The organism is Chromohalobacter israelensis DSM 3043 (genome assembly GCF_000055785.1).
GTDB lineage: Bacteria > Pseudomonadota > Gammaproteobacteria > Pseudomonadales > Halomonadaceae > Chromohalobacter > Chromohalobacter israelensis.
In genome coordinates this window covers 810,431-835,411 of the sequence record NC_007963.1, presented here as the reverse complement: position 1 = coordinate 835,411, position 24,981 = coordinate 810,431, and the positions used below count along the sequence as shown (strand labels likewise).

The following is a 24,981-nucleotide window of genomic DNA, read 5'->3' as shown; positions in this document are numbered from 1 at the left end:
TTTAAGAATATATCCGCAATGACAGTCGAAACCTATGTCGCCTACCTTCTTACGGTGGCTGTTTTTTTCGCGACGCCACCAGACACGAGCCAATTGCTCATCATATCCAACAGCATTAACCACGGGCTGAATCGCAGCACAAACACGATCGCCGGTGACTTGCTCGCAAACGCTATCCAAATCGCTGCGGCTGGCCTCGGCCTAGCTGCAATAGTTGCTGCATCAACTTATACATTTACGGTTATCAAGTGGTTGGGGGTCGCTTATCTTGTCTGGACCGGCGTAAAAATCTTAAAATCGGAATCCACGAGCTTCAGTAGCAACGACGTCAGCTCTAAGACATCCAGCTGGACGCTGTTCCGGCAAGGATTCTTTACGTCCCTGTCTAATCCGTTCGCGATCGTTTTCTTTGGCGCTCTGTTCCCGCAGTTTATCGAGCCCGACCATAGCTTACCTTTGCAGATACTCATTCTTGGGGGTGCCTACCTGATCATTGACGGCTTAATTCTTGTCACCTGGGGGTGGCTTGGCATCCGCGCGGCCAATGTGTTGCGTCGGTATTCCTCCCGCCTCGTAAACAGATGTTGTGGATTAGTCATGATTTTTGCGGCCGCATTATTGGCCAGCAAAAGCGCCTCGGGATTTTAAATCCTAAGCCATTTGATTATCCCAACACCTTATAAGGATGCCGGTAGTCTTAAAGGTTAATCTAGTTACCGATTGACCGCATAGCATACTGAGGCGTTGCGAAGCGTTGGCAATGCGCACTGCTCTGCTCAGAGGCTCGACCATGTCGTTCTGTTGCGAGCAGTGCGCCATGATGCAGGCATGCTCAAGACAGTGGCTTCGAACCAGACTAGTGTAGCGTCAGCTTGTGAACACCAACCCACTACCGGAGCGTAGCAAACACCTAAGTCCTTGTTATCATAAGAAGTTATGGGCGTAGTTTTACCGTCATGCCCCATAGCCATGACGGTAAATGGGAGAGTCGTTCTTCGAGAGATTTGCGATACCGTCGCTTTTACCGACAGGTTTTTCTGCTTGCCGCCGATAGCCACCGATAGGCAATGCGACGTAAATTTATAAGAACCATAAAGTTACGTCGACTTTTCGATCGCTACCGATAGCCCCTGAGAGACGTTTCTTCACTCCCTCTCCATTATTACTGTCAAAATAAATCTTTATAAACAACAAGTCATGCACAACCTGCGGGAGCCATACCATGAGAAACACCACCTCTACCGCTTGAAGGGAATTATCGATGTGATGTGCCATCCCGCCGTCACAGAGCTCTCGCACAAGTCACATTGCCGTTCAAGTCTGGCGCACTTACTGACTAAGAGCGCTGGATCGACAGTGCGTATTACGGTTATTCGGTGTCACTACGGACAAGAACTTGCAATTTATTTATGGAAAACCTTCACTGTTTGAGAGGTCGTGAAATCTAGGGATCCATATCCATAGCTGGGTTGTCGGTCATGAATACCGAGACCTAGCTTCGTTCAACAAGATCGATAAGGCGCAAATAGCGTGGATCTGATATCAGCTCAGGTTCGGTTTCCTCAATCAGTGCTAGTACCTTCGGTAACTCGTATGGCGGACGGGTGAGGACCTGAGGTGTAACTCTGTTCATCAAATCCAGCGTCGTTTCAGGGAATAGAGCGGTAATCGGCTTTTCATCACTGATCTCTCGGGTGAACCGGTAGAACGGATGGTCATTTGTCTCCACCGGCACCAAGAACTTCTTCACCGTTTCGTAGACGGCCGGGAAGCTATCGCCGGTATCATCAAGCAGGCCGACCCACGCCCTCATCGATGCTGTGGTCCTGTATCGGCGTTCTCTCGGCCAGTCTTCGTTGATTAAGGGAATGACGTGTTTGATCCAGCCATTCTCGTTTTTCTGTCCGACCTGGCCCAACCAGAAAATGAACTGGTTCCGAGTACCGTCGGACATCGCTCGAAAGATCGAGCGCATTTCGCCTCGTGTAAGACCGCTTGGTTCACCCGGGTGAAACACCCGCATGAAGCCTAGCCATTGGGCGGCCACCTCTGAGAGATCGCGATCCCAAGAAAACCCTTCAACCCACGGGAAGAGGTCAAGCAAGAGCGGCTTGATGGTCTCGGCCAACCGCGGCCAAGGCACTCGGCCGCTATGAAGAAACCCATTCCATGCTGGTTCCGAAGCTGGATGCTCGAACTCCAACATCGGAATAAGATGTTCCTCAGTCCAGGCGGGATCAACGAACATGAGCCAGTTGAGCTTACTGCTCACTATCGACACGGCGTGATCTGCCCCCTCACCTGGTGCCGTAAAGAGGCGCTCGACACGGGATTTGATGTGCTCTGGGATCAGTGAACCAGCTTCCTTTTTTTCCCCTGGCACTGAGTGGAAAAGGGCCTTAGCGCACATGCCAATGGGACCGTTGATCGCATGGCCGAATGTGCGCCGGGACCGTTGAATGTCTTTTCCACCTTGGCGGATTTCGCCAATCCCGCTCTTCGCTGCATTTGCTCCGCCGCTCAGGATGCCATCGACGATGTGATCGTAGACTGCCCAACCGAGATCATCATCAAACTCAAGGATCGCGACCAAGTCCTTTTCTAGCCATCGGCCCAAGGTATGGCGCAGTTTGGCGATAACTACATGTGGGAGTCGCGCTACTCGGTTCAGGAATACCCGTCTCAGCCTGGGCGAGATGTCTACGGGAAGCTCATTGATCATGGCCGACCAGAACGCCTCAGGGTAGTCGTTAGCCTTTCCTGCAATCGTCAACGCAGACAGCGCCTTTCGCGGATTGGCTTTCACCAAACCAGTGAAGGGCCGCTTCTCGGTGAAGCTGTGAAAGTCCCTCTTCAGGTCTTCCTTTGCCCTGGAGACCACCTCGTTGACGGGAAGGTCCAAGATGGAATCTGGTTTTTCATCCGTACCAACCCAGCCCGTGTGAGAGCCCCGCTCGACCACCGTCGAGATCGCCCAGCCGTCGCTCCATCCAGAAATACTTCTGATCATCTCGGCAAGCCGTTCACTGCGATCAGCCGTCAGTTCACAACCCTGTAGTTCGAGATACCGAGCATATCTGGCGGCAAACTCGTCCCGCAGCCCTGGAAACTCTTCTTCAGACCAGTGGGAACGCTGATCGGGGCCCGTCAAGATGCGGTCGATGAGTTGATTTCGGTTCTCCTGAGAGAACTCTCCCCATCGATCCACCAGCAGGAAAAGAAGCTCTCGGACCACATCGGTGTCCCAGAATGTCTCCTGATCTAAGGACAAGACTTCTTCGGCTACATGGTAGGCCTCGAAGGCGTCCGCTTTGCTGAACGCATACAGCTTGAGTTTACGGAAAAAGAACCGGTCTGCCGTAGGCCAAGTTGTTGCATATGCATTCGCCAGTTCTGGCCACTTGGCAGCCAATCGGTCAAAAAGTTGGACGAACCAAGTCACGACCTTCGCGGCTTCCGTGATGTGCTCTGTCCCATCGACCTCACGGTCCGAATAGCAGGTCGGCGTCTGGAAGTAGACGGTCTCGATATCCCCCAGTAGCCCTGAGGCGACGGTAAACTGTTCCTTCAGGATGCCAACTACCTGTGGCAATAGATCGTCGGGGACGTCTAAATCTTCGTTGTGCCGTTCCAGGAGCACGACTTCCCATTGACCGAGGTCGCTGAGATGAATTTCCTCCCAGGGTACACACGGTGGTCTGGTCTGCCCCAAGCCATACGATGGCTTGATCTCCAAGCGCGGCGTCGCAACCTTCCAGAATTCCCGTAGGACACTGGCCGTCCAGCCCTCCGCATCGATCCGTTTCTTCAAGTCGAACCAGTCGCCATTCCACTGACGATTGCGTGGGTCTCGATGGTGTTCGAGGATCAGGCTCCAGATATGACGAGCACGCTCGTTGAGAGCCTTCGAATGTTCCACTTGCCACTCGAACTGTTGCAGCAGTCGCGGGTGCAGCCCGTTCTGTCGAATGACCCACCAAGCCAGCACAGGGCTATCGATGGACTTGCTGAGCCAGGTGATGAGGTGGCCAAGCCTTATCGGGGTTACCTCGAAACCTTCAGCCTGTCGTCCGCCCAATCGATGAGAATCATGCGGATTGTCGTCTTCATCGCGCCAGACAAGGAGATTGTCGTTACTGACACCCTGTCTGCGATCATCGTCAGAGATATCCCTCAGATCGTCATCGAGTCCATAAGCAGCCCTGGGATCGAAAACTTCAGCATCGTCGCCATAGCCGCGGCTCTGTTTGGCTGACCGGACATTCGCATCCATCACACATACCCATTCAGGATGCGGTACCGGATCAGCCTCCGAGAACAACCTCGCTCCCTGCACTGTGCGAAGGACATGAGCAACTTGACCACGCTCATGAGGGGCCAGATCCTTCGGGTCCTGCTGACTTTTGGCGATTATGGATGCACGCCACCTGCGCGGATCGTCGGCCCGATCTGCCCAGGCTTCCATGCTCTTCCACAAATCCGGATGATCGGAATAGGCTATGGCTGTGGCACCTCGGTCACGCCACTTGGCTTCGATCTCCTCAGGAAGCCCACGGTCAAAGGCATAAAGTCTAGATCGGTCATACTGGCCGTCATGGTTGAGACCCTGAAGAAGATATTTAATTGGTGGGTCTTCCGCTTGATAACCAATCAAGACCACAGTATATCGTTCGAGGAGATGCCTAATGAAGTTGGTAGTCCATCCTTCTGAGAGGTAGGCACGCCCAAAGTCCGCGCTACTCAGCACATAGGGATGACTCTCTGAGTCTGCTTCCACCAGCCGACCGTGTAGATACGTGATTCCCTCTATCTTCGATCCAAAGTTCAGGTCGGGAAAAGCAGGTGGCACATGCCGGACCAGATGCTCTCTTTCCTGCCCTACCTCGAACAATCGGTCAAAATTCGTCGTGACAATCTGTGGCACACCGCTTTGACTCGAAGAAATCCGCTTAAGCAGGTTATGCTCATATCCAAAATCTTTGAATTCCAGGGGAGCACTCAGCCGCTTTGTAACTAGGGCGTTAACTTCATCCTTTCCATATTCAAGGTGGAGAAGGTTAAAGATTTGGTCAAGTGGGACATTCGCTGCTGATTGATCATCCAGCCATGGACGAAATGCGACCATGACTTCTGAGTCGTCTGGCGGATCAAAGAACTCTATGACGTGCCTAGTGAGGTCAACAAAGGTCGGCATACCAGATGGCAACGAGACTCCGGCACCGCACAAGAACACTACGCGACCAGCATCACAGCGCTCCAAAAGAATGTCCGGTATGGAGGGACCATCAGGATGAAATCTCATAAGCTCAATCCATCAATTGCTGTTCATAGATTCTACTTCTGGATTGGCTAGTGCATTCGCTTCGGCACTCACTCCACAGATACTGAGTCAGATCAGCACAGGCGTGCATCGACGATACCTCCCGTACCCGTCTCATCGATGACCAGTATCTGCCCCCAGAGGGTATCGACAAGCCCCAATAGGTCTTGGGCGTTCTATTCATTAAGGCTGGTCGCTCGTCCCAGATCGCCCTCACCGCCACCTGAGTCGCACAGCCGTTGTGCGAAGGTATCGAGGTACGTCGCCTGGTACACACCACGCATCCCGCCGCCATCCAGGCACAAGACTCGGGACGGCTCCCCATGCACCATATATATGCTTAAAACCATCAATAACAACCGTATATAGTATTCCTAGCTGAATTTCAAGGATATCCCACAGAACACCCCGACACGGGACTTTACGCATTAGACGAGGAGGTTAATCAGAGCCGACCAGCCTACACAGAAACCTCAGTCCACGGTGTATATGCCGAGCACTGTGAGAGCTTCCTGACATCGGCCCCAGCATGTGCGGGATCAGCGTCATAGCATCAACCAATTCTCATAGACCTGTAGGCTGGCTGGACAGGTGAAGATCAGCTTGGGTGCCTGGGTGCTGGGCAACGGACCGAGGCGTAACGCTCGGGTGGTGATCATTGTGGGGCTTCCTGATTGAAGAGCCATGCCTATAAGGCGGCCGGGTATCAGCGGCCTGTCGGCAATGCCAGCCAAACCATCAGCCTGCCACCCCACAGAAGCCCCCGCCAACGATGGTGAGCCTTGTGTTCAAGGCGGTGCGGTATGTTTCAACGCCACACATTTTTCCAGATAGCTGTCCGAGAATGCGCGGAGGTTTCCGCGGCGTATCGATTTCTCTGTCTCGGAGCCTGGGTGCTCTCGGTGAGGCAGGCAACGAGCTATCGCTGCGCCAAGCTTCTCGTGAAGACGACCGCCCGGGTTTAACTCCCATGCACCATTAGCTCCCCCATTCTGTTGCATCACGACGGCGCCACATCGGACTTCTGCTAGGAAATCCTGCAGCAAGTAGTCGCGGGTTGCGATGTATGGGAACACCATCGTGCCTTGGGTATTGGCGGGAAAAAGTGCCGCCGCCGGTAGCATCACATCATGCCCAAGATTGAGTATGGACTTCTTTTGCCTATCAAGACTGGGCATCAATTTTGTATCTTTTCGCACCTTAACAAGCACCTTTTTGCGAAATAGTGCTGGCTCCTCTTTAGCTAAGAACAATAAGGCTGCTAGATAGAAAGGCAGTTGCAGGAATGGTAAATCTACTGATCGGACCAACCCGCTCAGCCACTCCAGCTTGTATTCGGCACTGCCTGCCTGGTGATAAAGATAAAGAATGGCAGGCAGATAGCCCGACAGCAAGGTAACATTTTCCGCGAGGCCGGATTTTGCGTCCTCCAGAGCCTTATCAAAGGAACTCGCGTTTTTCTTTGCGTCCCACGCTCCAAATCGCTTTCCCAACAATTCGGCAAAATCATGCAGAGCTTGGCTGGCACCAACAAAGCCCTGCCGCTGTTCAAGCATTGCCATTGTCGGATTCAATTCCAACGGCTTCGAGCGCAGTAGGCTAATCAAATAATCAATATTAGCCGAACGCCGACATTGTGTCATGTCACTCAGCACGTTGTTGTCGAGCACCAGCGAGTGCAGCACCTTTGTTCCAGAAGGCACCATGCCCCTCTCGTGTAGCATCGGTCGGATATACAGAGCATCGGTGTCGCCTGGTGGTGATACCGCGACTCGACCATCCACCACCCAAGTTTCGCCAATCAAAGGCTCGATCACTTCAAAACCATCCATGATTTCATCCGCTCCATGTTCCCTGCCACGTATAACCGAGCCCAGCAGGGCATCACTGTCTTTCGCTATCGGACAATACCATTCATAGCTGACAAACACATGCTGCCTATGCATCCTTGCTCATCCGTCCCACCCTGAACCCCCTATCCCCCACCATAAACGCCTCCAGCATATGCGGAATCAGCGTCACGGCATCAACTGGCTCCCCTTAGGTCTCCGCGTGCAGCGCGGCGTAGCGGTCGAGATCAGCCTTCAGGCTGGCCGGCAAGCGAAAGTCAGCTTGGTCGTCCGGGAGCTGGGCAGTGGGCCGAGACGTAGCTTTCGGGTCGTAGTCATCGTGACGTTCACTGCCCGAAGAACAGTGGCTGGTAAGGACGGAGAACCAGATCGCGGTTGACGATGATGCGTACCGGCAAGCCGGGCCGCTCCGTCAAGGTAGGTTGGATGTTCAGGTTGCGTCGAGTCATTTCCTGACCAACCTGATTGATGCTGTCTTGCACGCTGTCACGACCGGCGATGATGACGCGGTCGCCGTCCTGCCGGTTTTCCGGTGCGGCCAGTTCAGCGCCGACACCCAGCAGCGTTGTCAGCACGGCACCGGCAAAAACACGATCCCAGTTCCAATCGACGCCATCCTCCAGACCAACATAGCCTGCCGGGTCAGTACCAGCTAGGCCGTAGAGCGTCAGCGAGGAGGTATCCGGCAGAATGATGCGGTTCCAGACGACTTGAACCCGACTCTGCTCATAGCTCACCTTACTGTTGTAGCGTCCTAGGATACGTGAGCCTTGCGGGACCAACAGGTGCTGGCCGGTAGCCGTGTCGTAGACCGGCTCCGTGACCGTGGCGATTACATCGCCCGGCAGATCCGACTTGATGCCCGTCACCAAGACAGCCGCGATGACCGTCCCGGCCATGACCTGATACGGCGAATCGGGCAATTGCAGATCTCCGTTATTGCGGGTTTCCGTGGTTCCGGATTGCAGAAACGCTTCTTTCTGGTCCTGCCGATTCTGTACGGCGGTGGGATCCGTGGACTGGGCCTACGTCGAGGCCGGCCCGGCGGCCAGCGGATCAAAGGCCGCCAAGGCGTTGCCCATGTCTGTCGCAGCAGGCGAAGACGGCGATACTGCGGCTGTCGTGGTGGCTTGGCCTAGGTTGCCAGTTTGGAAGAACAGTGACGAAGCCGCCGCGGCCTCTTCCTCCTTGCGTAGCGCATCGGCAGGGCCATGACCAGGCGCCGAGTAGCTGGCCACGGCGGCCCCAACTCTGGCACCTCAGGCGGTGAATCAGGCGGCAGTTCGGAATAGTCGGAAGGAAGTTGCGCCAGCTCGTCGGAGCCCGACACATGTTCTCGGTCTGATCATCCCGACCCCGCTGAGGCGGCTGCAGCGACCAAATCGTGGCACCGAGCACGATCGCCAAGCCGCCGTAAGGATCGCCAAGGTGCGACGATTCAGCCGCGTCACAGGGCGCGGCTGGGCACGCAGTGTCACGGTCTCGGGGACGACCTTATCCGCTTGCGGCGTGACCTGATCGGCCGTCTCGTCCTGATTCATGCTCAGTCCCTCCATGCCACGCCGTCGGAGCGTTCGATGCGCACCATGTGATCCGACCGGCGGCCCGCAGGCGAAGCCGAGGACATGGCCCGAAGGGGGCGAGACTCGTGCAGCGAGGATTGATCCGCAACGCGACCAACCATGGGGATGACCGGACGCCCAGCGAGTCATTAGCAGGCAGGTACCTAAAAACCCATTTGATAGAGCGTATTCAGGTACCGACAGATTCGCTTTAATCCAATAGGCTGTGAAGCACTACAGTCTTGAGGATCAATCATGAGTTCAGTGAAAATAGTGAATCCACAACTCATTTGCGAAGATTGCCTGCGGGAGGAAATTAGATACAACCGTGAGCACCGTATCCTGCCGAGCGAAAGTGCTATTGCAAATCGGCTACTAAATCGTGGGCCCGAGATGAAGGACGTCTATGAAGAGTTGCACGCCAAGCTTCACCGGCATCCCCCGGCTCTCACCGTTTTTCTTGGCTTGGTTCTGAGTGCAGCATCGCTTTGGAGTCCAGATAAGATCAAGGAAGCACGAGCCGCACGAGACGATTTGGCGAATACCAATCGCCAAATTTCGAAAAAGGTCGCTGAATTGGCGGAACTTCTGGGGCGACGTTCTGAGCTTCATAACACTTCCGGCTTTAGCAGTGACACCCTTTATCACGTTTGCGACGTAATCGAGAAGGCGTCCCAGCACAACCATCTATTCAGGTCATATGTACAAGAGCACCTGGATGTCCTGCGAGGACAGTTCGACCTCAAATACTGGCCTTCGTTGAGCGAGTGCGTTCAGGTACTGGCGTCAGATGCAGAGAACGCCGAATTGACCGCAACCAACCCTTTGACCGAAGCCGCTACAGAAGCAACGCGTTCGTCAAAGGCGGATTTTATAAAGGCGCTGTTCGCCGCTATTGAGGAGAACAGCGCCGAAAATTATGGTCGGCTACCAAGAAACTTCAGGCTCACCGATCGGACACTCGCCTCGCTAGGCAACTGTGCAATGGATCTTGACCCCGATGATTTGATTGATGATGCCTATATCAAGCGCTTTCGTCAGCGCGAACGCAGCAGAACCCTGTAGCAAAATTGGCGCAGTAAAAAAGGGGCAAACCCCAGGATCAGATCAGGCCACGCTCTGCAAAGGACGTGGAGTCGCTACCGGCGTCAATGACGTGCCACCAGTGCTAGCGCCTCCTTGAGCCGCATGGTGATAGCTTCATCAGCGCGGCTCGGCTCGGGATTCCCACTAGGATGGTTGTGCGAGAAGATCACCGCTGCTGCATTGAGCCGCAGGGCTTCCTAGACCACTTCTCGCGGATACACCGAAACACTGTCGATGGTACCCCGAAACATCTCGCTGTAATCGATAAGGCGATGCTGCGAACAGAGTAACAGGAACGTAAAGACCTCATGCTCAAAGCCAGCCAGCTTGGCACATAGGTACTCTTTGACGAGTGCCGGTGAGGTGAAAAACATACCCCGCTGTATTTTCTGATCTATGACCTAGCGCGCGGCGTCAAGAACCTGGCCCACCGACGCCGGCAGGTAGCGCCCCTGCGCGTCACGTACCGGCAGAGAGGAACCGAACGAGGAAAAGACAGTTGCGCCATGATCGTGCTCCGATTACTTGGGCGAAATTGCCCGAAATCGTAATCAGCACGGCGCAGCGCAAGCTGACACAGGATCATGGACGGCCACGGCCGCAAGCAGCGCAGGCACGCAAGCCCGAGGGCAGCATGCAGATATACCAGCACGGTTCACCGTCTTTAGTGACCGCCCGGATAATGGTAGATAGGAATACATGGTGGAGCTATGCTTTAACCATTGATTTTCTATTTTAATTTAATTACTTTTTTGGAGATTCACGATAGCCATGCTGTCTGACGAATCATTACGCAATACACTAGAGCCTGCGGTGGTTGTGATGAATGCCTTCAAGAAAGCTTCCAGCTGGAAGGTGGTCTATGCGGCCTGGACTGCCTCTAAACAACAAGACCGCTGGTATTTCATAGGACTTTCAGCAATATTTTTAGCATTAGGCACTATTTGCATATGGCTGAACAACAGCTGGATTTTTATATTTTCGCTAGCTTTCGGAAGCATGGGGATTTTTATCTTCCGCTTTCGAATAATTGATCGTCACCCTATTAGGAATACATATGGACAGCTAGATCGCCATTTCGGGATTAACCATCGATTTCGGCGATATCTAATATTTAGGCACCATTTGCAAAGCGCAGGCATAGATTCAAATACAATAAATAGGGTTCGGAGAATTTTGGCTGCAGAGTCAAAACTTCAAGAAAGTCGCCGCCCAAAACTAGATTTTTTAGCTGGCGCCGCTGTTTCTATAGTAGCAGGCTTATCAGTAGCCATGAGCACCCAAGAGCATTTAATAAAATCCGGCTGGACTCTAATCATTTTGGTTGCTTTCATGGTTAGCTTGTATTTTTATTTGCTATGGAAGAGCGTATTCCCCGGACAGCGACATACTGAACAGGAATTAGAGTGTTTTTTGACATGGCATGAAGAAGAACATGCCTTTTCGAAGCGAAATTAGTGCAGGGTTACTTAAGTTGGCGATGTCAGTAGCCGAGCAATGGAGAATGCCTTGGGATGCCGACGTCGTAACGCCCACCGTGTCAACGCCGGAATAGAACGACCTCGTGGGGTGCCTCTTCCGCTCCTTGAAGGAAAAGTGCATCTGGCTCCGTCGCTTTGAGTTGTTGGGCCACACTAGGGCGTGATCAATCGCTGAATCCGGTAATACAGCGAAGAGTCCCCACATTCGTCTCTGGACTACGTGGCACCCTGAGCACTCCCCATATTAACAGTGCAGGGTGCGTAGAAATCAGCGGAGCATTACAAACGGCAGTATCCCTAGACTGAAGCATTCGAACATCAGCTTATTTGGATTTACCGCCGTTTCTCTATCCTGAATGCCCTCAATGAACCCTACAATTTCATGCTAACTTGCGAAGAGCCACAGATATGCCCGCATGAAAAAACTCAGCCAATCTTCTCCATAAAAGACGCAACCTCTTCGCTATTAATCAAGCCCTCTTTTTCTAGAGTCTCAATACTTGACATTATATCCTTTTTCCTACCAGACTCTTGCTTGCCACCATTTTCAAAATACTCCAGCTCATCCTTGTATGGTAAAGTTTGTTCGTATAATTGAAAGTAACCTCTACCCACCGCCCCTCTGAACTGCACCAATTTTGGCTTTAATGACCCATTAGCCAAAACATGTACTTTTGTTATCCCTGGGTATGGGTCTATATAAACTATTCTTTCAACACCTAATTGAAATGCTTTTTTTGCGCACAACTCGCATGGACTAGCAGTAGTAAATAATGATCCACCTTGTACGCTCATGCCTCCATATTTTGAAATCTGAAGAAAAGCATTTTCCTCAGCATGCAATGACCTCGTATGGACTTGATTACCTTTTCCGTCAACACTATTCTTAACATCTTTGAAACAGTATGATAAATTCCTACCCTTTAAATCTGCCCCTTCATACCATCCGGACACCTCAATAATCTTTTCCCTAAACTCTTTATTATTCCTTTCATATTCACTATAAACTTCATCATCAAAACTCCGAATCACCCCTTCGACACTACGTAAAGCGCAAGGCACTTGTCCATGAGGCACATCATTCCAACCTACCGCTTTTATTGACGAATCACTATCAGTGACTACTGCACCAACTTGTCTCGATATACATCCAGAATTAGTCTTTGCTGTATAAGCAATCTGCATAACCCTTTCCATCGAACTAGGAGAAATCAATCCAGGATGCACCATAAGCGCCACATACCACGCTAACTGGGACTTAAGGATATTATTATTATCTCTCTCATTCCGCGGGTTAAAAAGATGTATGTCTGAAATTTCTATGCATTTCTTTACATTTTGAGAAACAAAGTCATCATTTTCTACCGGATACTTCCCAGACTCAATATCGTCAATCTTTTTTATCTGGTCTTTATTAAACTTCCTAATACTGCTCAGATAATCCTCCCGATCTTCATCAGGCGCATTAATAGACACCAAGTAAAAAGCAGAGTATCTATCTTTAAAAAACCTCGCCTCATATGGGTTCCGTATGGCATCAATTACAATAAACGACTCCTCGTAAACAGCCCTGACGGATTTTATGAATTTATTAATCGCTTTAGGAAGTTCAAAAACCTTATCTGGATCAAAAGGTCTGCACTTGAATTCTGAAGAAACCGCACCAACTTTTCGTATTGAATTTCCAGCAGCTTGATATGTTTCTACATACAGCCCTGCTTGAATTTCATCCAACTCCTGCTTGAAAATTTCTGTAAATTTTTTCACCCCAGCTAGAACTCTAAGAACCTCTGACTTTCTGGTCACCTCATAGCTTTTCTCACACAATATTCTTGGCAACTTCATACGAAGACGCCTCATTGAGGCATCATTATAAACTCCATTTCTTATTCTTTTCTTTACACCCGATATACGCAAATCATCGTGCGTAGATGACTCGACAATAAATTTCGACAGGTCCGTCAACGTCAATGTCATCAAGTAAGCAGATATCAAGTCACTGACTTTAATATAGAAAAAAGGCCTCCAGTTTTCCGCAGCATATTTTTTTACAATATCATACCTTCTTGCATCCAGCCCCGCATAAAAAGACTCTCCCTTATACCTCAGGTCAGAAATCTCAGGGAATATAGGATTTTTTTCTCTCAAAATATTCGCTGCAGTTGTACACCCAGACCCAGTTCTTCCCGTCAACCCTATCAACAGAAACTTACTTCTTTCTAAAAAAAGATTGGCCAACGCATTGCTATTTTTCATACCTCACCTTTAAAAAGAGATTTTATAAATTTTTTTCCTCATACGCTTCTATCGGCCACGGCCTCAACGGCTTAATCAAATTTAGCCTTAGCTTGTAACGTTGTGCAACAAAAAAGCCTGCCAGTAATGGCAGGCTTTCGTATGAGACCGGCGATACGGCCGAGCTAGGCGTCTATCAACACCCCTCCCCAGCGATCACTCCCACTCAATCGTCGCGGGCGGCTTGCTGCTGACGTCGTACGTCACGCGGGAGACGCCACTGATCTCGTTGATGATGCGGTTGGAGACCTTCTCCAGCAGCTCATACGGCAGGTGCGCCCATCTTGCAGTCATGAAGTCGATGGTTTCGACGGCGCGCAGGGCGATGACCCATTCGTAGCGGCGGCCGTCGCCGACGACGCCGACGGATTTCACCGGGAGGAAGACGGCGAAGGCCTGGCTGGTCTTGTGGTACCAGTCGGCGTTGTGCAGTTCCTCGATGAAGATGGCGTCGGCTTCACGCAGGATGTCGGCGTACTCTTTCTTCACTTCGCCGAGAATACGCACGCCGAGGCCCGGCCCGGGGAACGGGTGGCGGTAGACCATGTCGTACGGCAGGCCGAGTTCGAGACCGAGCTTGCGCACTTCGTCCTTGAACAGCTCGCGCAGCGGTTCGACCAGCTTGAGCTTCATGGTCTCGGGCAGGCCGCCGACGTTGTGGTGCGACTTGATGACATGCGCCTTGCCGGTCTTGCTGGCGGCGGATTCGATCACGTCCGGGTAGATGGTGCCCTGGGCGAGGAAGTCCACGCCCTCGATCTTGGCAGCTTCACGGTCGAAGACGTCGATGAAGGTGTTGCCGATGATCTTGCGCTTGGCTTCGGGGTCGTTTTCGCCTTCCAGCTTGGTGAGGAACTCGTCCTCGGCGTCGACACGCAGCACCCGCACGCCCATGTGGCTGGCGAAGGTTTCCATCACCTGGTCGCCTTCGTTCTTGCGCAGCAGGCCGTTGTCGACGAACACGCAGGTGAGCTGATCGCCGATGGCCTTGTGCAGCAGCGCGGCGACCACGGAGGAATCCACCCCGCCGGAGAGGCCGAGCAGCACGTGGCGGTCGCCGACCTGCTCGCGCACGCGCACGCAGAGGTCGTCGATGATCTGGGCCGGGGTCCACAGGCGCTCGGCCTGGCAGATCCCCAGCACGAAGTGCTCGAGAATGCGCTGGCCCTGCTGGGTGTGGGTCACCTCGGGGTGGAACTGCACGCCGTAGAACTGCTTGTCTTCCCACGCCATGGCGGCGATCGGGCAGCTCGGGGTGGAGGCGGTGACGGTGAAGGTCTCCGGCACCTGGGCGACCTTGTCGCCATGGCTCATCCAGACGTCGAGCAGCGCGCGTCCGGTGTCATGGTCGACATGGTCCTTGATGTCCTTGAGCAGGGCGTTGTCGGCGTCGATGCGCACCTGCGCATAGCCGAATTCCTGTTTCTGCGAGCCCTCGACCTTGCCGCCCAGCTGCTCGGCCATGGTCTGCATGCCGTAGCAGATCCCCAGCACCGGCAGGCCCATCTCGAACACGCACTGCGGAGCGCGCGGCGAGGCCAGCTCGGTGACGGATTCCGGCCCGCCGGCGAGGATGATGCCGTTGGGCCGGTACTCGCGGATCTCTTCCTCGCTGATGTCGAAGGCGCGCACTTCGGAGTAGACGCCGATCTCGCGCACGCGGCGCGCGATGAGCTGGGTGTACTGGGAGCCGAAGTCGAGAATCAGGATCTTGTGGGCGTGAATGTCGGTCATCTGGCGTTCCTTTGAGAAGCAACAAGGGCCGAAAATGCGAAAGCTGGAAGCGGCATGGCCACTTCCAGCTTCAAGCTTCCGGCATCAAGCTTGAGTTAGCCCGCCCGGTAGTTGGGGGCCTCTTTCGTGATCTGCACGTCATGCACGTGGGATTCGGCGAAGCCCGCGCCGGTGATCTTCACGAACTCCGGCTTGGTGCGCATCTCGTCGATATCGTGGCAGCCGGTGTAGCCCATGGAGGCACGCAGGCCGCCCATCAGCTGATGGACGATGGCGCTCATCTGGCCCTTGTAGGGCACGCGGCCTTCGATGCCTTCCGGTACCAGCTTCTCGACCCCGGCATTCTTGTCCTGGAAGTAGCGGTCGGAGGAGCCCTGGCTCTGGGACATGGCGCCCATGGAGCCCATGCCGCGATAGGCCTTGTAGGTCCGGCCCTGGTAGAGCTCGATCTCGCCCGGCGCTTCCTCGGTGCCGGCCAGCAGCCCGCCGATCATCACCGTGCTGGCGCCGGCGGCGATGGCCTTGGCCAGGTCGCCGGAGAAGCGGATGCCGCCATCGGCGACGAGCGGGATGTCGTACGGCTTGAGCGCGTCGGCCACGTCGGAGATGGCGGAGATCTGCGGCACACCCACCCCGGCGACGATGCGCGTGGTGCAGATGGAGCCGGGGCCGATGCCGACCTTGACGCCGTCCGCGCCAGCCTCGGCCAGCGCCTTGGCGGCGGCGGCGGTGGCGATGTTGCCGCCGATCACCTGCACCTGCGGATAATGCTCCTTGACCCAGCGCACGCGCTCGATGACGCCCTGGGAATGGCCATGCGCGGTGTCGACCACGATCACGTCCACCCCGGCCTCGGCCAGCGCGGCGATGCGATCCGGTGTTTCCGGCCCGGTGCCCACGGCGGCGCCGGCCAGCAGGCGGCCGTCGCCGTCCTTGGCGGCGTGCGGGTAGGTGCGCGCCTTCTCGATGTCACGCACGGTCACCAGGCCACGCAGGCGGAACTGATCGTCGACCACCAGGATCTTCTCGATGCGGTGTTCCTGCAGCTTGGACTTGATGATGTCCAGCGAGGTGCCTTCGGGCACGGTGACCAGCTTCTCGCGCGGCGTCATGATTTCCGCGACGCTGTCGCCCTTGTCGGGGCGGAAGCGCATGTCGCGCCCGGTGACGATGCCCATCAGGGTGTCGCCCTCGACCACCGGAAACCCGGAATAGCCGTACTCGTCGGCCATCTCGAGCAGATCGGCCAGCTTCGCCTTGGGGCTGACGGTCACCGGATCCTTGACGATCACGCTCTCGTGCTTCTTCACCTTGCGCACTTCCGCCGCCTGCGCGGCGATGGTCATGCTCTTGTGAATGATCCCGATGCCGCCTTCCTGGGCCATGGCAATCGCCAGGCGGGCTTCGGTCACGGTATCCATCGCGGAGGAAAGCAGCGGGATGTTGAGGTGAAGGTCGCGAGTCAGGCGGGATTTCAGGCTGACGTCTTTGGGCAGGACGTCGGAATAGCCGGGGACGAGTAATACATCATCGAACGTAAGAGCTTCTTGCGCTATACGTAGCATGTTGCGACACCTGTGGGGAAAGCGGGTGCGGGGAAGATTAATCCGCCATTATAAACCCCTATCCCCGTCCTCTCAACGTTGCGCGCGTTTGTCAATGCGCGGTTCGGTGGCGGCCGCGCTCGGGGCCGGTGCGGGGTGCGTCAGGCGACGGAATTCCCGCTGCCAGCGATCCATGAACGCCGCGCGCCGTGAGGGGTCGACGAAGGCGAGCAGCGAGGTATTCAGCGGGATGGGGTACAGGCGCTCCCCGACCTGGTCGCGCAGCCGCTGGGCGGTGTAGGGGCCCACCACATCCGAGCGCACGCTGAACAGCGGCGTCTCGCCGGCGATGACACGTTGCCCTTCGCGGCCCAGCAGGAAGTCGAGAAACGCCCGGGCCGCCGCGGGGTGCGGGGCGTCGCGGTGGATGAACGCCATGCGCATCATCACCAGCGAATAGTCCTGCGGCACCTGCACGAAGACCTCGGGATGCGATTGCGCCCAGTGCATGGCGTAGGAGCCGAGCAGGTTGTAGCCCAGCCAGTAGCGCCCTTCGCTGAGCCCCTCGAGCATGGAGCGGGTGTTGGCCTCGAGATTGGCGTCGGCCGCCCCCATTGCGGCCACCAGGTCCCAGAACCGGGTGGTGTAGCGGGCATCCTGCTGGAACAGCGTATAGCCGATGCCGCTGCGCACGGGCGAATAGGTCGTCACCTTGTCGCGCAGCGTTCCGCGTTGCTGGGTGAGCAGCGTGTGCAGGTCGGCGTGGGTCGTCGGCGGCAGCATGTGTCGCGCCAGATCCAGCCGATAGGCCATGACGATGGGCTCGAAGGTGAAGCCGAAGACCTCGTTGCGCCACTTGGCCCACGCCGGCCACTCCCGCGCCGCCGGGGAGTCGAGACGCCGCGCGTAGCCCTCGTTGACGCGCGCCATCTGCCAGGGCATGGCGGAGCTGATGACGACATCCGGCGGATCGTTCGTGTCGGCGATTCGGGCGTCGACCTCGAGCGTCGAGCGGTCGCGGAAGGTCAGCTGGATGTGCGGATAGGCGGCCTCGAAGGCATCCAGCAGAGGCGCCGCGACCTCCCTGTCGAGCGCAGCCTCGACGATGAGCGGGGTGTCGGCCCAGGCGAGGCTCGGCGCCAGGGCCCCCAGCAGCCAGGCGAACGCCACACGACGAATCGACATCACCCCTCCTCGTGTCGGGTGAGACAAGGAAACAACAGGCGGACCCTCAGCCCGCCCTTCTCCGCCGACTCGACCTGCATCCGCGCCGCGTGGCGACGCACGATCGAGTCCACGATGGCCAGCCCCAGGCCGGAGCCCTCGGTGTCCTGCCGGCCGCCACGCTCGAAGGGGCGATGCAGGCGCGCCATCACCTCCGCCGAGACACCGGGGCCGTCGTCTTCGATATACCATTCCAGCGTCTGCGCGTGACGCACCGCGCCCAGGGTAATCACGCTGCCCGGCGGTGTATAACGCAGGGCGTTGTCGATCAGGTTGCCGAGCAGCTCGCGCAGGGCCCAGGCCTCGCCGCAGATGTACTGCGGCGACTCGGGCAAGGCGGCCAGGCCGATGTCATGCCCTTGCGCCGCGTCGCGCTGCGCCCAGTCGAAGGCGGTCTCGCGCAGCAGCGCGATCGCGTCGAGCCGCGTGGCCGCGCCCTCCTCCTCGGCATGGCGCAGGCGTGCCAGGCTCAACAGCTGGCCGGCCAGGCGGCTGGTACGTCCGGCACTGTCGTGCACGTCGGCCAGGGCCTGCCGCCAGGTCTCGGGGTGCTCGCTTTGCAGGGCCAGTTCACTGGTGGCCTGCAGGCCGGCGAGCGGCGTCTTGAGCTGATGACTGGCATCGGCGGTAAAGCGCAGCAAGGCGTCCCGGCTCTCGCGCTGCCGGGTGAAGAGCGAATCCAGGGTTTCCGCCATTTCACGCATTTCCTCCGGCACCCGGGTGTCCAGCGGGCGCATGTCGTCGGCATCACGCTGGCGCAACTGGTGGCGCAGGCGACGCATCGGCGCGAGCGCCACGCGCATCGCCAGCAGCATCAGGATGCCCGCCACCAGCACCATGATCACGAAGCGCGTGACCGCCTGTTCGAAGAGCGCCTCGGCCAGGGCGTCGCGCCCCGACATCGTGTGGCCGACCCAGATCTGCACCGGGTCCTGGGTTTCCCAGCCGGCGGAGTCGAGCTCCCGCCCGTGGAGCCGCCAGGGCGTGCCGCGATGCGTCTCGCTGAACCATGTCGGCTGCAGTGCCGCCTGGCGTTGCCACTCGGAGGGAATCGCCATGTTCAGGTTGCCCGAGATCGCCTGGCCGTCGGCGTCCAGCACGGCGTAGAACACCCGCTCCTGATGGCGCGTCGCCAGGATCTGCAGCGCCGCCGAGGGAATCTCCACCACCGGCTGCCCCGCCTCCCACTGCACGGCCTCGGCGATGGTCAGGGCGGCGGCTTCGAGCTGGCTGTCATAGGCGCGCTCGGCTGCGCGTTGCGAACTGAAATAGGCCTCGACCAGCAGCAGCACGCCGAGCGCGCTGACGGTCACGACCAGCCAGACGGCCAGGCGGGCCTTCAGTGAGCCTTCCACCTGGATCACGAAGCGGCTTCCTCGAGCCGATACCCCATGCCGCGAAAGGTGCGAATGCGCAGCCCGCTGCCGTCGAGCCGTTTGCGCAAGCGGCTGATGTACACCTCCAACGCGTTGGAGCCGACATCGCCGAACCCGAAGAGGCGATTCTCCAGGGTCTCGCGCGGCGTGATGCTGCCGGCATGCAGCAGCAGGCTCTCCAGCAGGCGCAGCTCACGGCGCGGCAGGTCGAGCACCGTCTCGTTCAGCGTGGCGACGCCCGAGGCGGCGTCGAAGGCCAGCGGCCCGAACGTCAGGCGGTTGTCGGCGCGCTTCTGGCTGCGGCGCAGCAAGGCACGCACCCGGGCTTCCAGCTCGGCGAGCGAGAACGGCTTGGCCAGGTAGTCGTCGGCGCCGAGATCCAACCCTTCCACGCGCGCGTCGATGCCGTCGCGGGCCGTCAGGATCAGCACCGGCGTGGTATCGCCGCGCTGGCGCAGTTCCGCCAGCAGCGTCAGGCCGTTGCCGTCGGGCAGCCCCAGGTCGAGCAGCACCAGATCGAACTGCCCGCTCTGCAGGGCCTCGCGCGCCTGCGCGTGGTGCGTGAACACGTCGACGGTGTTGCCCAGCGGGGTGAGCGCTTGCTCCAGCGAGCGCGCAATCAGGGGATCATCTTCGATGACGAGCAGGCGCATACGACCAATGTCTCATGTGGGCGAACGTACGATGACAGGTTGATGAAAGGTTACCTCCCTAGCATCGATACCCGTCATCCATGGCGATGACATCAGCCACCATCGGCATTATTCCAAAGCAGCGCAAAACAAGAGAACAGGAGTTCGCCATGAAGATCAACAAAGGGCTTTCCACGTACGCCGGCATGCTGGCGCTGGCGGGTGGCCTGCTGGCCGCCGGCAACGTCCAGGCACAGTCCGAGGCTACCGAGTGCATCGCCCCCGCCAAGCCGGGCGGCGGCTACGACCTCACCTGCCGCCTGGCCGCCAACGGCCTGGAAAAGACCGGCATGATCGACAAGCCCATGGCCGTAAGCTACATGCCGGGCGGTATCGGTGCGGTGGCCTACAACCACGTCAACGGCGTGCGCGACAGCGACCCCAACCTCATCGTCGCCGCCAGCACCGGCGCGGCCGTGAACCTGGCGCTGGGCAAGTTCGGCCAGTACGACGCCGATGACGTGCGCTGGCTGGGCGCCCTGGGCGTCGACTACGGTGCCATCGTGGTCAACGCCGACGCCCCCTGGCAGTCGCTCGACGAGCTGATGGAAGACCTCAAGGCCAACCCGGGCGATATCGCCTTCGGGGCGGGCGGCACCGTGGGCAGCCAGGACTGGATGAAGGCCGCGCTCACCGCCAAGGCCGCCGATCTCTCGCCGCGCAAGCTCAAGTACGTCTCCTTCGAGGGTGGCGGCGAAGCCCTGGCGGCGCTGCTGGGCGACCACATCCAGGTCTTCACGGGCGATCTCTCCGAGCTCAAGTCGCAGCTGGAAAGCGGCAAGATCCGCGTGCTCGCCGCGCTGTCCGAAGAGCGCATGGGCGGCCCTTACGCCGACATCCCCACCGCGGCGGAGCAAGGCTATGACGTGCAATGGCCCATCTGGCGCGGCTACTACATGGGGCCCAACGTCAGCGACGAGGCCTACCAGAAGTGGGTGGAGCGCATGTCTCAGCTCGCCCGGTCCAAGGAATTCGCCGAGCTGCGCGAAGCCCGCGGTCTCTTCCCGATGTCGCGCTTCGGCTACGAGTTCAATGACTACGTGCTGGAGCAGGTCGACCAGTTCGAATCCCTGGCCAAAGAAGTAGGTCTGAAGCAATGAAACTCGCCGCCGACCGGTTGTTGGGCATCGTCCTGATCGGTCTGGCGGCGTTCGTCGCCGTCCAGGCCATGCAACTGGAAGTGCCCTTCAGCTACGACCCCGTGGGCCCCCGCGCCTTTCCGCTCGGTCTTGCCATTCTGCTGGCGGCGCTGGCCAGCGTGTTGATCGTGAAACCCGGCACCAACGAGGCATGGCCCGGCCGCCAGCTCGGCGTGAAGTTGCTGCTGGTGCTGGCCACGCTCCTGGTCTATGCCCTGCTGTTCACCAAGCTCGGCTTCATCATCACCTCGCTGCTGGCCGTCACCAGCCTGGCGCGCATGTTCGGCGCGCCATGGGGCAAGGCACTGCTGACCGGCGGGCTCATGGCCGTCGTCAGCTATTACCTTTTTGCGCATGCATTGGGGATCTCGCTGCCCAGCGGTTACTGGATCGAGCCCTTGCTATAACGGAGCGCCCTCATGTTCGATTTCCTGATTCATGGCTTCGACGTTGCGCTGAGCCCGCTGAACCTCGGCCTGGCTTTTCTCGGCGCGCTTCTCGGCACGCTCTTCGGGGCACTGCCCGGCATCGGTCCGATCAACGGGATCGCGATTCTGATGCCGCTGGCCTATACGCTCGGCCTGCCCGCCGAGTCGGCGTTGATCCTGCTCGCCGCCATCTACACGGGGGCCGAGTACGGCGGACGCATGTCGAGCATCCTGCTCAACGTGCCCGGCGATGCAGGGGCCGTGATGACCACGCTCGACGGCCACCCGCTGGCCAAGAAGGGGCTGGCCGGACCGGCGCTCGGCCTTTCGGCGGTCAGCTCGTTCGTCGGCGCGACCATCGCCATCATCGGCCTGACGCTGTTCGCGCCGCTGCTGGCGGAAGTGGCCGTGATGTTCGGGCCTGCCGAGTTCTTCGCGCTGATGGTGTTCGCCTTCGCCTCCATGTCCGTGATGATGGGCAAGGATCCCGTCAAGACCGCCATCGGCGCCGTGCTGGGGGTCTTGATCGGCACCGTGGGCGTCGATTCGAGCACCGGCGTGCTGCGCTACACCTTCGGCCTGCCCGAGCTGTACGACGGCATCGACTTCGTGGTCATGATCATCGGCCTGTTCGCGATCAGCGAGATTCTTTTGATGCTCGAGCACGCCAACCGCAAGGATGGCAACGAGGGCCTTCCGCCGCTGGGACGCGTCTTCGTCAGCCTCAAGGAAGTGATGGCCTGCAAGTGGACGATGGGCCGCTCGGGGCTGATCGGCTTCATCATCGGCATTCTCCCCGGCACCGGCGCCTCGGTGGCCGGCGCGGTCTCCTACACCACGGAGAAGCGCCTGAGCGACAAGAACAACACCTTCGGCACGGGCGACATGCGCGGCCTGGCGGCGCCGGAAGCGGCCAACAATGCCTCGGCGGCGGGCTCGTTCGTGCCCATGCTGACGCTGGGCATTCCCGGCTCCGGCACCACGGCCGTGCTGCTCGGCGCATTGATGCTCTACAACATCACCCCCGGCCCCATGATGTTCAGCGAACGCCCGGAAGTCGCCGGCGGCCTGATCGCCTCGCTGTATATCGGCAACCTCGTGCTGCTGGCGCTCAACCTGCCCCTGGCCGGCGTCTTCGCTCGCGTGCTGACGATTCCGCGCTGGGTGCTGGTGCCGGGCATCGCGATTCTGGCCTTCGTGGGGGTGTATCAGCTCCACTCCAACCTCGCGGCCATCTACCTGATGCTCATCATCGGCGTGTTCGGCTACCTGCTGCGCAAGCTGGGCTTCTCGCTGGCGCCCGTCATCCTGGGCTACGTCCTCGGCGGGCTGATGGAGCAGAACCTGCGGCGCGCGCTGTCCATCAGTGGCGGCGACCTGGGCATCCTGTGGCAATCCGGCATTTCGCTCGGCCTCTGGATCGCCGCCGTGGCGCTGCTGGTGCTGCCCTGGCTGCTGCCCAAGCTGTGGCAGGCCAAGACCAGCAAGGCCTGAAACGGCAAGAGCTGAATCGACTGGCCTGGCACGGCAAAGCAACAAGCCCACGCATCTCGATGTCTGATGCGTGGGCTTGTTTTTTTAGACCTCTTCCCGGGAATGCGTCGACTTGCCTTCCCCCAGGTAGAACCGACGCGGCGTATCACTCATGACCTGTTCCAGGTCCGCAGCGGGCAACCAATGCTCGATATCCTGCAGGGCCTTCTCGAAACTGTAGAGATGCTCGTGCTCTGTCCATGGCCAGTCACTGCCCCACATCAAGCGATGCGGTCCCAAGGCATCGAGCAGTCGCTTGCTGACGGCCTGTAAATCGTCGGCGCGGCTGCGATAGGGTGCCGAGCACTTGACCCAGTAGCGTTGCGCTGCGCCTGGTGCACATAGCCGATCGAGGACCGGGTCGCGCCAGGCGGTGCCCCGAGGACGGCCGAAGTGATCGATCACCAGGTCCAGGTCCCGATTGGCCAGCAGGTCGAGAATCGCCAGCAAGGTGCTGCCCTCCGCCTGGATTTCCACGTGCCAGCCGCGGGTTTCCAACCGTGAGAACAGATCCGTCCATTCCGGCGATCTGAGGTCTTCTGCATCGCGCCCGATCCAGTTGAGGCGTGTGCCCCGAATGCCAAGCGTCGTCATCTCGTCGAGAGTGGCATCCGCGACCTGCGGATCCACCACCGCCACCCCCTTGAGCCGATCCGGATACCGTCGCAGGCAGTCCATGAGGTAGTCGTTGTGAGTGCCGAGAAAGCTTGGCTGAACCAGCACGCCCTTCGCGATCCCGAAGCGGTCCAGCAAATCGAGATACGTCTCCAACGGAGCCTCGTAATGAGGCCGATGCCGGGGGTTTCTCGCGGTCCGGCACTGCTGGGTGAAGACATGGGCATGGGTATCGATGATTCTAGACATTGGTCTAATCCGGATTGTATTCGGCGTTATGGCATGTCATAGATAACTACACTTATATAAGACCATAAGTACACTAGAGTATATATCAATGCAAGCCAACGCCCAGCAAGACGAAACGCGCAGCCCGCGCTACTACCGCATCTACGAGGCGCTGCTGAACGAGATCAAGCATGGCGCCCTCAAGCCAGGCGATGTGCTGCCATCGGAAATGAGCATTGCAAAATCGCATGGCGTGGCGCCAGGCACCGCCCGCAAGGCGATCGACATGCTGGTCGAACGCGGGTGGGTGGAGCGCCAGCATGGCAAAGGCACCTTCGTGCGCCGTGCTGACTTCAGCCACTCACTGGCTCGCTTCTTTCGCCTGACGGACCACGAAGGCGTGCCACTGCACCCGAAAAGCGAACTCCTCGGCGTTCGTACATGCGAAGGGCCGGCCGGCATTTGCCGCCAGCTCGAGATTCCCGACAAAAGCGAGCTGATCGAAATCGAGAGGATTCGCCGCGTCGATTCTGCGCCGCTTTTGCACGAGGTGATCTACTTGCCGAGCAAACGCTTCGCCCCCTTGCTCAGCCTGCCCGCCGAGGAGTGGGGCGATTTGCTCTACCCCCTTTATGAAGACCTCTGTGGCGAGGTGGTCTTTCGCGCTACCGACACTCTTTCCGCAGGCCCGGCACCAGAGGGCCCGGCACATTATCTGGAACAGGCGCCCGGATCGCAGGTAATAGAAATCACGCGTCTGGCCAGGGGATACGACGAACGACCGCTGGAGTGGCGACTGAGCCGAGGTCGACTCGATCTATTCCATTACAGCTTCGATATCCGATAGGAGGCGAGGGCCCACTCCTCTCCTCCT

18 protein-coding genes and 1 pseudogene are annotated in these 24,981 nt (G+C 57.9%); 7 read left to right on the top strand and 12 right to left on the bottom strand.

Annotated elements, in window-relative coordinates:
• Positions 1 to 18: 18 nt before the first annotated feature.
• The gene (locus CSAL_RS03805; RefSeq protein WP_011506045.1) at positions 19 to 648 is read left to right on the top strand and encodes a LysE family translocator; all 630 of its coding nucleotides are present in this window, start codon (positions 19 to 21) and stop codon (positions 646 to 648) included.
• Positions 649 to 1,492: 844 nt separating this feature from the next.
• Here the strand turns inward: CSAL_RS03805 and CSAL_RS03800 are convergent.
• The 4 genes from CSAL_RS03800 to CSAL_RS17885 all read right to left on the bottom strand — a co-directional run bounded on the left by CSAL_RS03800 (position 1,493) and on the right by CSAL_RS17885 (position 8,093).
• The gene (locus CSAL_RS03800; protein WP_222832149.1) at positions 1,493 to 5,125 is read right to left on the bottom strand and encodes an SIR2 family protein; all 3,633 of its coding nucleotides are present in this window, start codon (positions 5,123 to 5,125) and stop codon (positions 1,493 to 1,495) included.
• A 983-nt stretch (positions 5,126 to 6,108) separates the two neighbouring features.
• Positions 6,109 to 7,266: a hypothetical protein gene (locus CSAL_RS03795; RefSeq protein WP_011506043.1), complete on the bottom strand. Its 1,158-nt coding sequence runs from the start codon at positions 7,264 to 7,266 to the stop codon at positions 6,109 to 6,111.
• Complete coding sequence (locus CSAL_RS17890; protein ID WP_441293546.1) at positions 7,259 to 7,342, bottom strand: DUF2274 domain-containing protein; 84 nt, start codon at positions 7,340 to 7,342, stop codon at positions 7,259 to 7,261. Before CSAL_RS17890 ends, CSAL_RS03795 begins: the two co-directional genes overlap by 8 nt.
• 154 nt (positions 7,343 to 7,496) lie before the next feature.
• Positions 7,497 to 8,093 carry a TraB/TrbI/VirB10 family type IV secretion system protein gene (locus CSAL_RS17885; protein ID WP_441293545.1) on the bottom strand — a complete coding sequence of 199 codons (597 nt, stop codon included), beginning with the start codon at positions 8,091 to 8,093 and terminating at the stop codon, positions 7,497 to 7,499.
• 894 nt (positions 8,094 to 8,987) lie between these two features.
• On the opposite strand from CSAL_RS17885, the gene CSAL_RS03785 reads away from it, so the two are divergent.
• Complete coding sequence (locus tag CSAL_RS03785; RefSeq protein ID WP_043557941.1) at positions 8,988 to 9,797, top strand: hypothetical protein; 810 nt, start codon at positions 8,988 to 8,990, stop codon at positions 9,795 to 9,797.
• An 83-nt stretch (positions 9,798 to 9,880) separates the two neighbouring features.
• Here the strand turns inward: CSAL_RS03785 and CSAL_RS03780 are convergent.
• A pseudogene (locus tag CSAL_RS03780) lies at positions 9,881 to 10,192 on the bottom strand (JAB domain-containing protein).
• 397 nt (positions 10,193 to 10,589) lie between these two features.
• Between CSAL_RS03780 and CSAL_RS17370 the strand changes: the two are divergent.
• A complete protein-coding gene (locus tag CSAL_RS17370) occupies positions 10,590 to 11,276 on the top strand; it encodes a hypothetical protein (protein WP_011506040.1) in 687 nt (228 codons plus the stop codon).
• A gap of 449 nt (positions 11,277 to 11,725) precedes the next feature.
• On the opposite strand, the gene CSAL_RS17105 is transcribed toward CSAL_RS17370, so the two are convergent.
• From CSAL_RS17105 to CSAL_RS03750, 6 genes are all read right to left on the bottom strand, one after another.
• On the bottom strand, positions 11,726 to 13,555 hold the full coding sequence (locus CSAL_RS17105; RefSeq protein WP_011506039.1) for an anti-phage dCTP deaminase: 1,830 nt from the start codon (positions 13,553 to 13,555) through the stop codon (positions 11,726 to 11,728).
• Positions 13,556 to 13,750: 195 nt separating this feature from the next.
• Entirely contained in the window at positions 13,751 to 15,328 is a 1,578-nt protein-coding gene (gene guaA, locus CSAL_RS03770; protein WP_011506038.1) for a glutamine-hydrolyzing GMP synthase, read from the bottom strand.
• 95 nt (positions 15,329 to 15,423) lie between these two features.
• A complete protein-coding gene (gene guaB, locus CSAL_RS03765; RefSeq protein WP_011506037.1) occupies positions 15,424 to 16,893 on the bottom strand; it encodes an IMP dehydrogenase in 1,470 nt (489 codons plus the stop codon).
• Between the two features lie 72 nt (positions 16,894 to 16,965).
• Positions 16,966 to 18,057 carry an ABC transporter substrate-binding protein gene (locus CSAL_RS03760; RefSeq protein ID WP_011506036.1) on the bottom strand — a complete coding sequence of 364 codons (1,092 nt, stop codon included), beginning with the start codon at positions 18,055 to 18,057 and terminating at the stop codon, positions 16,966 to 16,968.
• Complete coding sequence (locus CSAL_RS03755) at positions 18,057 to 19,460, bottom strand: sensor histidine kinase (RefSeq protein ID WP_011506035.1); 1,404 nt, start codon at positions 19,458 to 19,460, stop codon at positions 18,057 to 18,059. The genes CSAL_RS03760 and CSAL_RS03755 overlap by 1 nt, the downstream gene beginning before the upstream one ends.
• A complete protein-coding gene (locus tag CSAL_RS03750) occupies positions 19,457 to 20,125 on the bottom strand; it encodes a response regulator (RefSeq protein WP_011506034.1) in 669 nt (222 codons plus the stop codon). The genes CSAL_RS03755 and CSAL_RS03750 overlap by 4 nt, the downstream gene beginning before the upstream one ends.
• A 149-nt stretch (positions 20,126 to 20,274) precedes the next feature.
• On the opposite strand from CSAL_RS03750, the gene CSAL_RS03745 reads away from it, so the two are divergent.
• The 3 genes from CSAL_RS03745 to CSAL_RS03735 are packed head-to-tail and all read left to right on the top strand — an operon-like array spanning position 20,275 to position 23,225.
• On the top strand, positions 20,275 to 21,264 hold the full coding sequence (locus CSAL_RS03745) for a Bug family tripartite tricarboxylate transporter substrate binding protein (protein WP_011506033.1): 990 nt from the start codon (positions 20,275 to 20,277) through the stop codon (positions 21,262 to 21,264).
• The gene (locus CSAL_RS03740) at positions 21,261 to 21,710 is read left to right on the top strand and encodes a tripartite tricarboxylate transporter TctB family protein (RefSeq protein WP_011506032.1); all 450 of its coding nucleotides are present in this window, start codon (positions 21,261 to 21,263) and stop codon (positions 21,708 to 21,710) included. The genes CSAL_RS03745 and CSAL_RS03740 overlap by 4 nt, the downstream gene beginning before the upstream one ends.
• A 12-nt stretch (positions 21,711 to 21,722) precedes the next feature.
• The gene (locus tag CSAL_RS03735) at positions 21,723 to 23,225 is read left to right on the top strand and encodes a tripartite tricarboxylate transporter permease (protein WP_011506031.1); all 1,503 of its coding nucleotides are present in this window, start codon (positions 21,723 to 21,725) and stop codon (positions 23,223 to 23,225) included.
• Positions 23,226 to 23,309: 84 nt separating this feature from the next.
• Here CSAL_RS03735 and CSAL_RS03730 read toward each other — a convergent pair whose 3' ends face one another.
• Positions 23,310 to 24,128 carry an amidohydrolase family protein gene (locus CSAL_RS03730; protein WP_011506030.1) on the bottom strand — a complete coding sequence of 273 codons (819 nt, stop codon included), beginning with the start codon at positions 24,126 to 24,128 and terminating at the stop codon, positions 23,310 to 23,312.
• An 88-nt stretch (positions 24,129 to 24,216) separates the two neighbouring features.
• Between CSAL_RS03730 and CSAL_RS03725 the strand changes: the two genes are divergently transcribed.
• On the top strand, positions 24,217 to 24,954 hold the full coding sequence (locus CSAL_RS03725; protein WP_011506029.1) for a GntR family transcriptional regulator: 738 nt from the start codon (positions 24,217 to 24,219) through the stop codon (positions 24,952 to 24,954).
• The last annotated feature ends 27 nt before the right edge of the window (positions 24,955 to 24,981 follow it).

Coding starts and splice junctions, on each gene's coding strand:
- CSAL_RS03805 (WP_011506045.1), top strand. CDS start 19: ATGACAGTCGAAACCTATGTCGCCTACCTTCTTACGGTGGCTGTTTTT.
- CSAL_RS03800 (WP_222832149.1), bottom strand. CDS start 5,125: ATGGTCGCATTTCGTCCATGGCTGGATGATCAATCAGCAGCGAATGTC.
- CSAL_RS03795 (WP_011506043.1), bottom strand. CDS start 7,266: ATGCATAGGCAGCATGTGTTTGTCAGCTATGAATGGTATTGTCCGATA.
- CSAL_RS03785 (WP_043557941.1), top strand. CDS start 8,988: ATGAGTTCAGTGAAAATAGTGAATCCACAACTCATTTGCGAAGATTGC.
- CSAL_RS17370 (WP_011506040.1), top strand. CDS start 10,590: ATGCTGTCTGACGAATCATTACGCAATACACTAGAGCCTGCGGTGGTT.
- CSAL_RS17105 (WP_011506039.1), bottom strand. CDS start 13,555: ATGAAAAATAGCAATGCGTTGGCCAATCTTTTTTTAGAAAGAAGTAAG.
- guaA (WP_011506038.1), bottom strand. CDS start 15,328: ATGACCGACATTCACGCCCACAAGATCCTGATTCTCGACTTCGGCTCC.
- guaB (WP_011506037.1), bottom strand. CDS start 16,893: ATGCTACGTATAGCGCAAGAAGCTCTTACGTTCGATGATGTATTACTC.
- CSAL_RS03760 (WP_011506036.1), bottom strand. CDS start 18,057: ATGTCGATTCGTCGTGTGGCGTTCGCCTGGCTGCTGGGGGCCCTGGCG.
- CSAL_RS03750 (WP_011506034.1), bottom strand. CDS start 20,125: ATGCGCCTGCTCGTCATCGAAGATGATCCCCTGATTGCGCGCTCGCTG.
- CSAL_RS03745 (WP_011506033.1), top strand. CDS start 20,275: ATGAAGATCAACAAAGGGCTTTCCACGTACGCCGGCATGCTGGCGCTG.
- CSAL_RS03740 (WP_011506032.1), top strand. CDS start 21,261: ATGAAACTCGCCGCCGACCGGTTGTTGGGCATCGTCCTGATCGGTCTG.
- CSAL_RS03735 (WP_011506031.1), top strand. CDS start 21,723: ATGTTCGATTTCCTGATTCATGGCTTCGACGTTGCGCTGAGCCCGCTG.
- CSAL_RS03730 (WP_011506030.1), bottom strand. CDS start 24,128: ATGTCTAGAATCATCGATACCCATGCCCATGTCTTCACCCAGCAGTGC.
- CSAL_RS03725 (WP_011506029.1), top strand. CDS start 24,217: ATGCAAGCCAACGCCCAGCAAGACGAAACGCGCAGCCCGCGCTACTAC.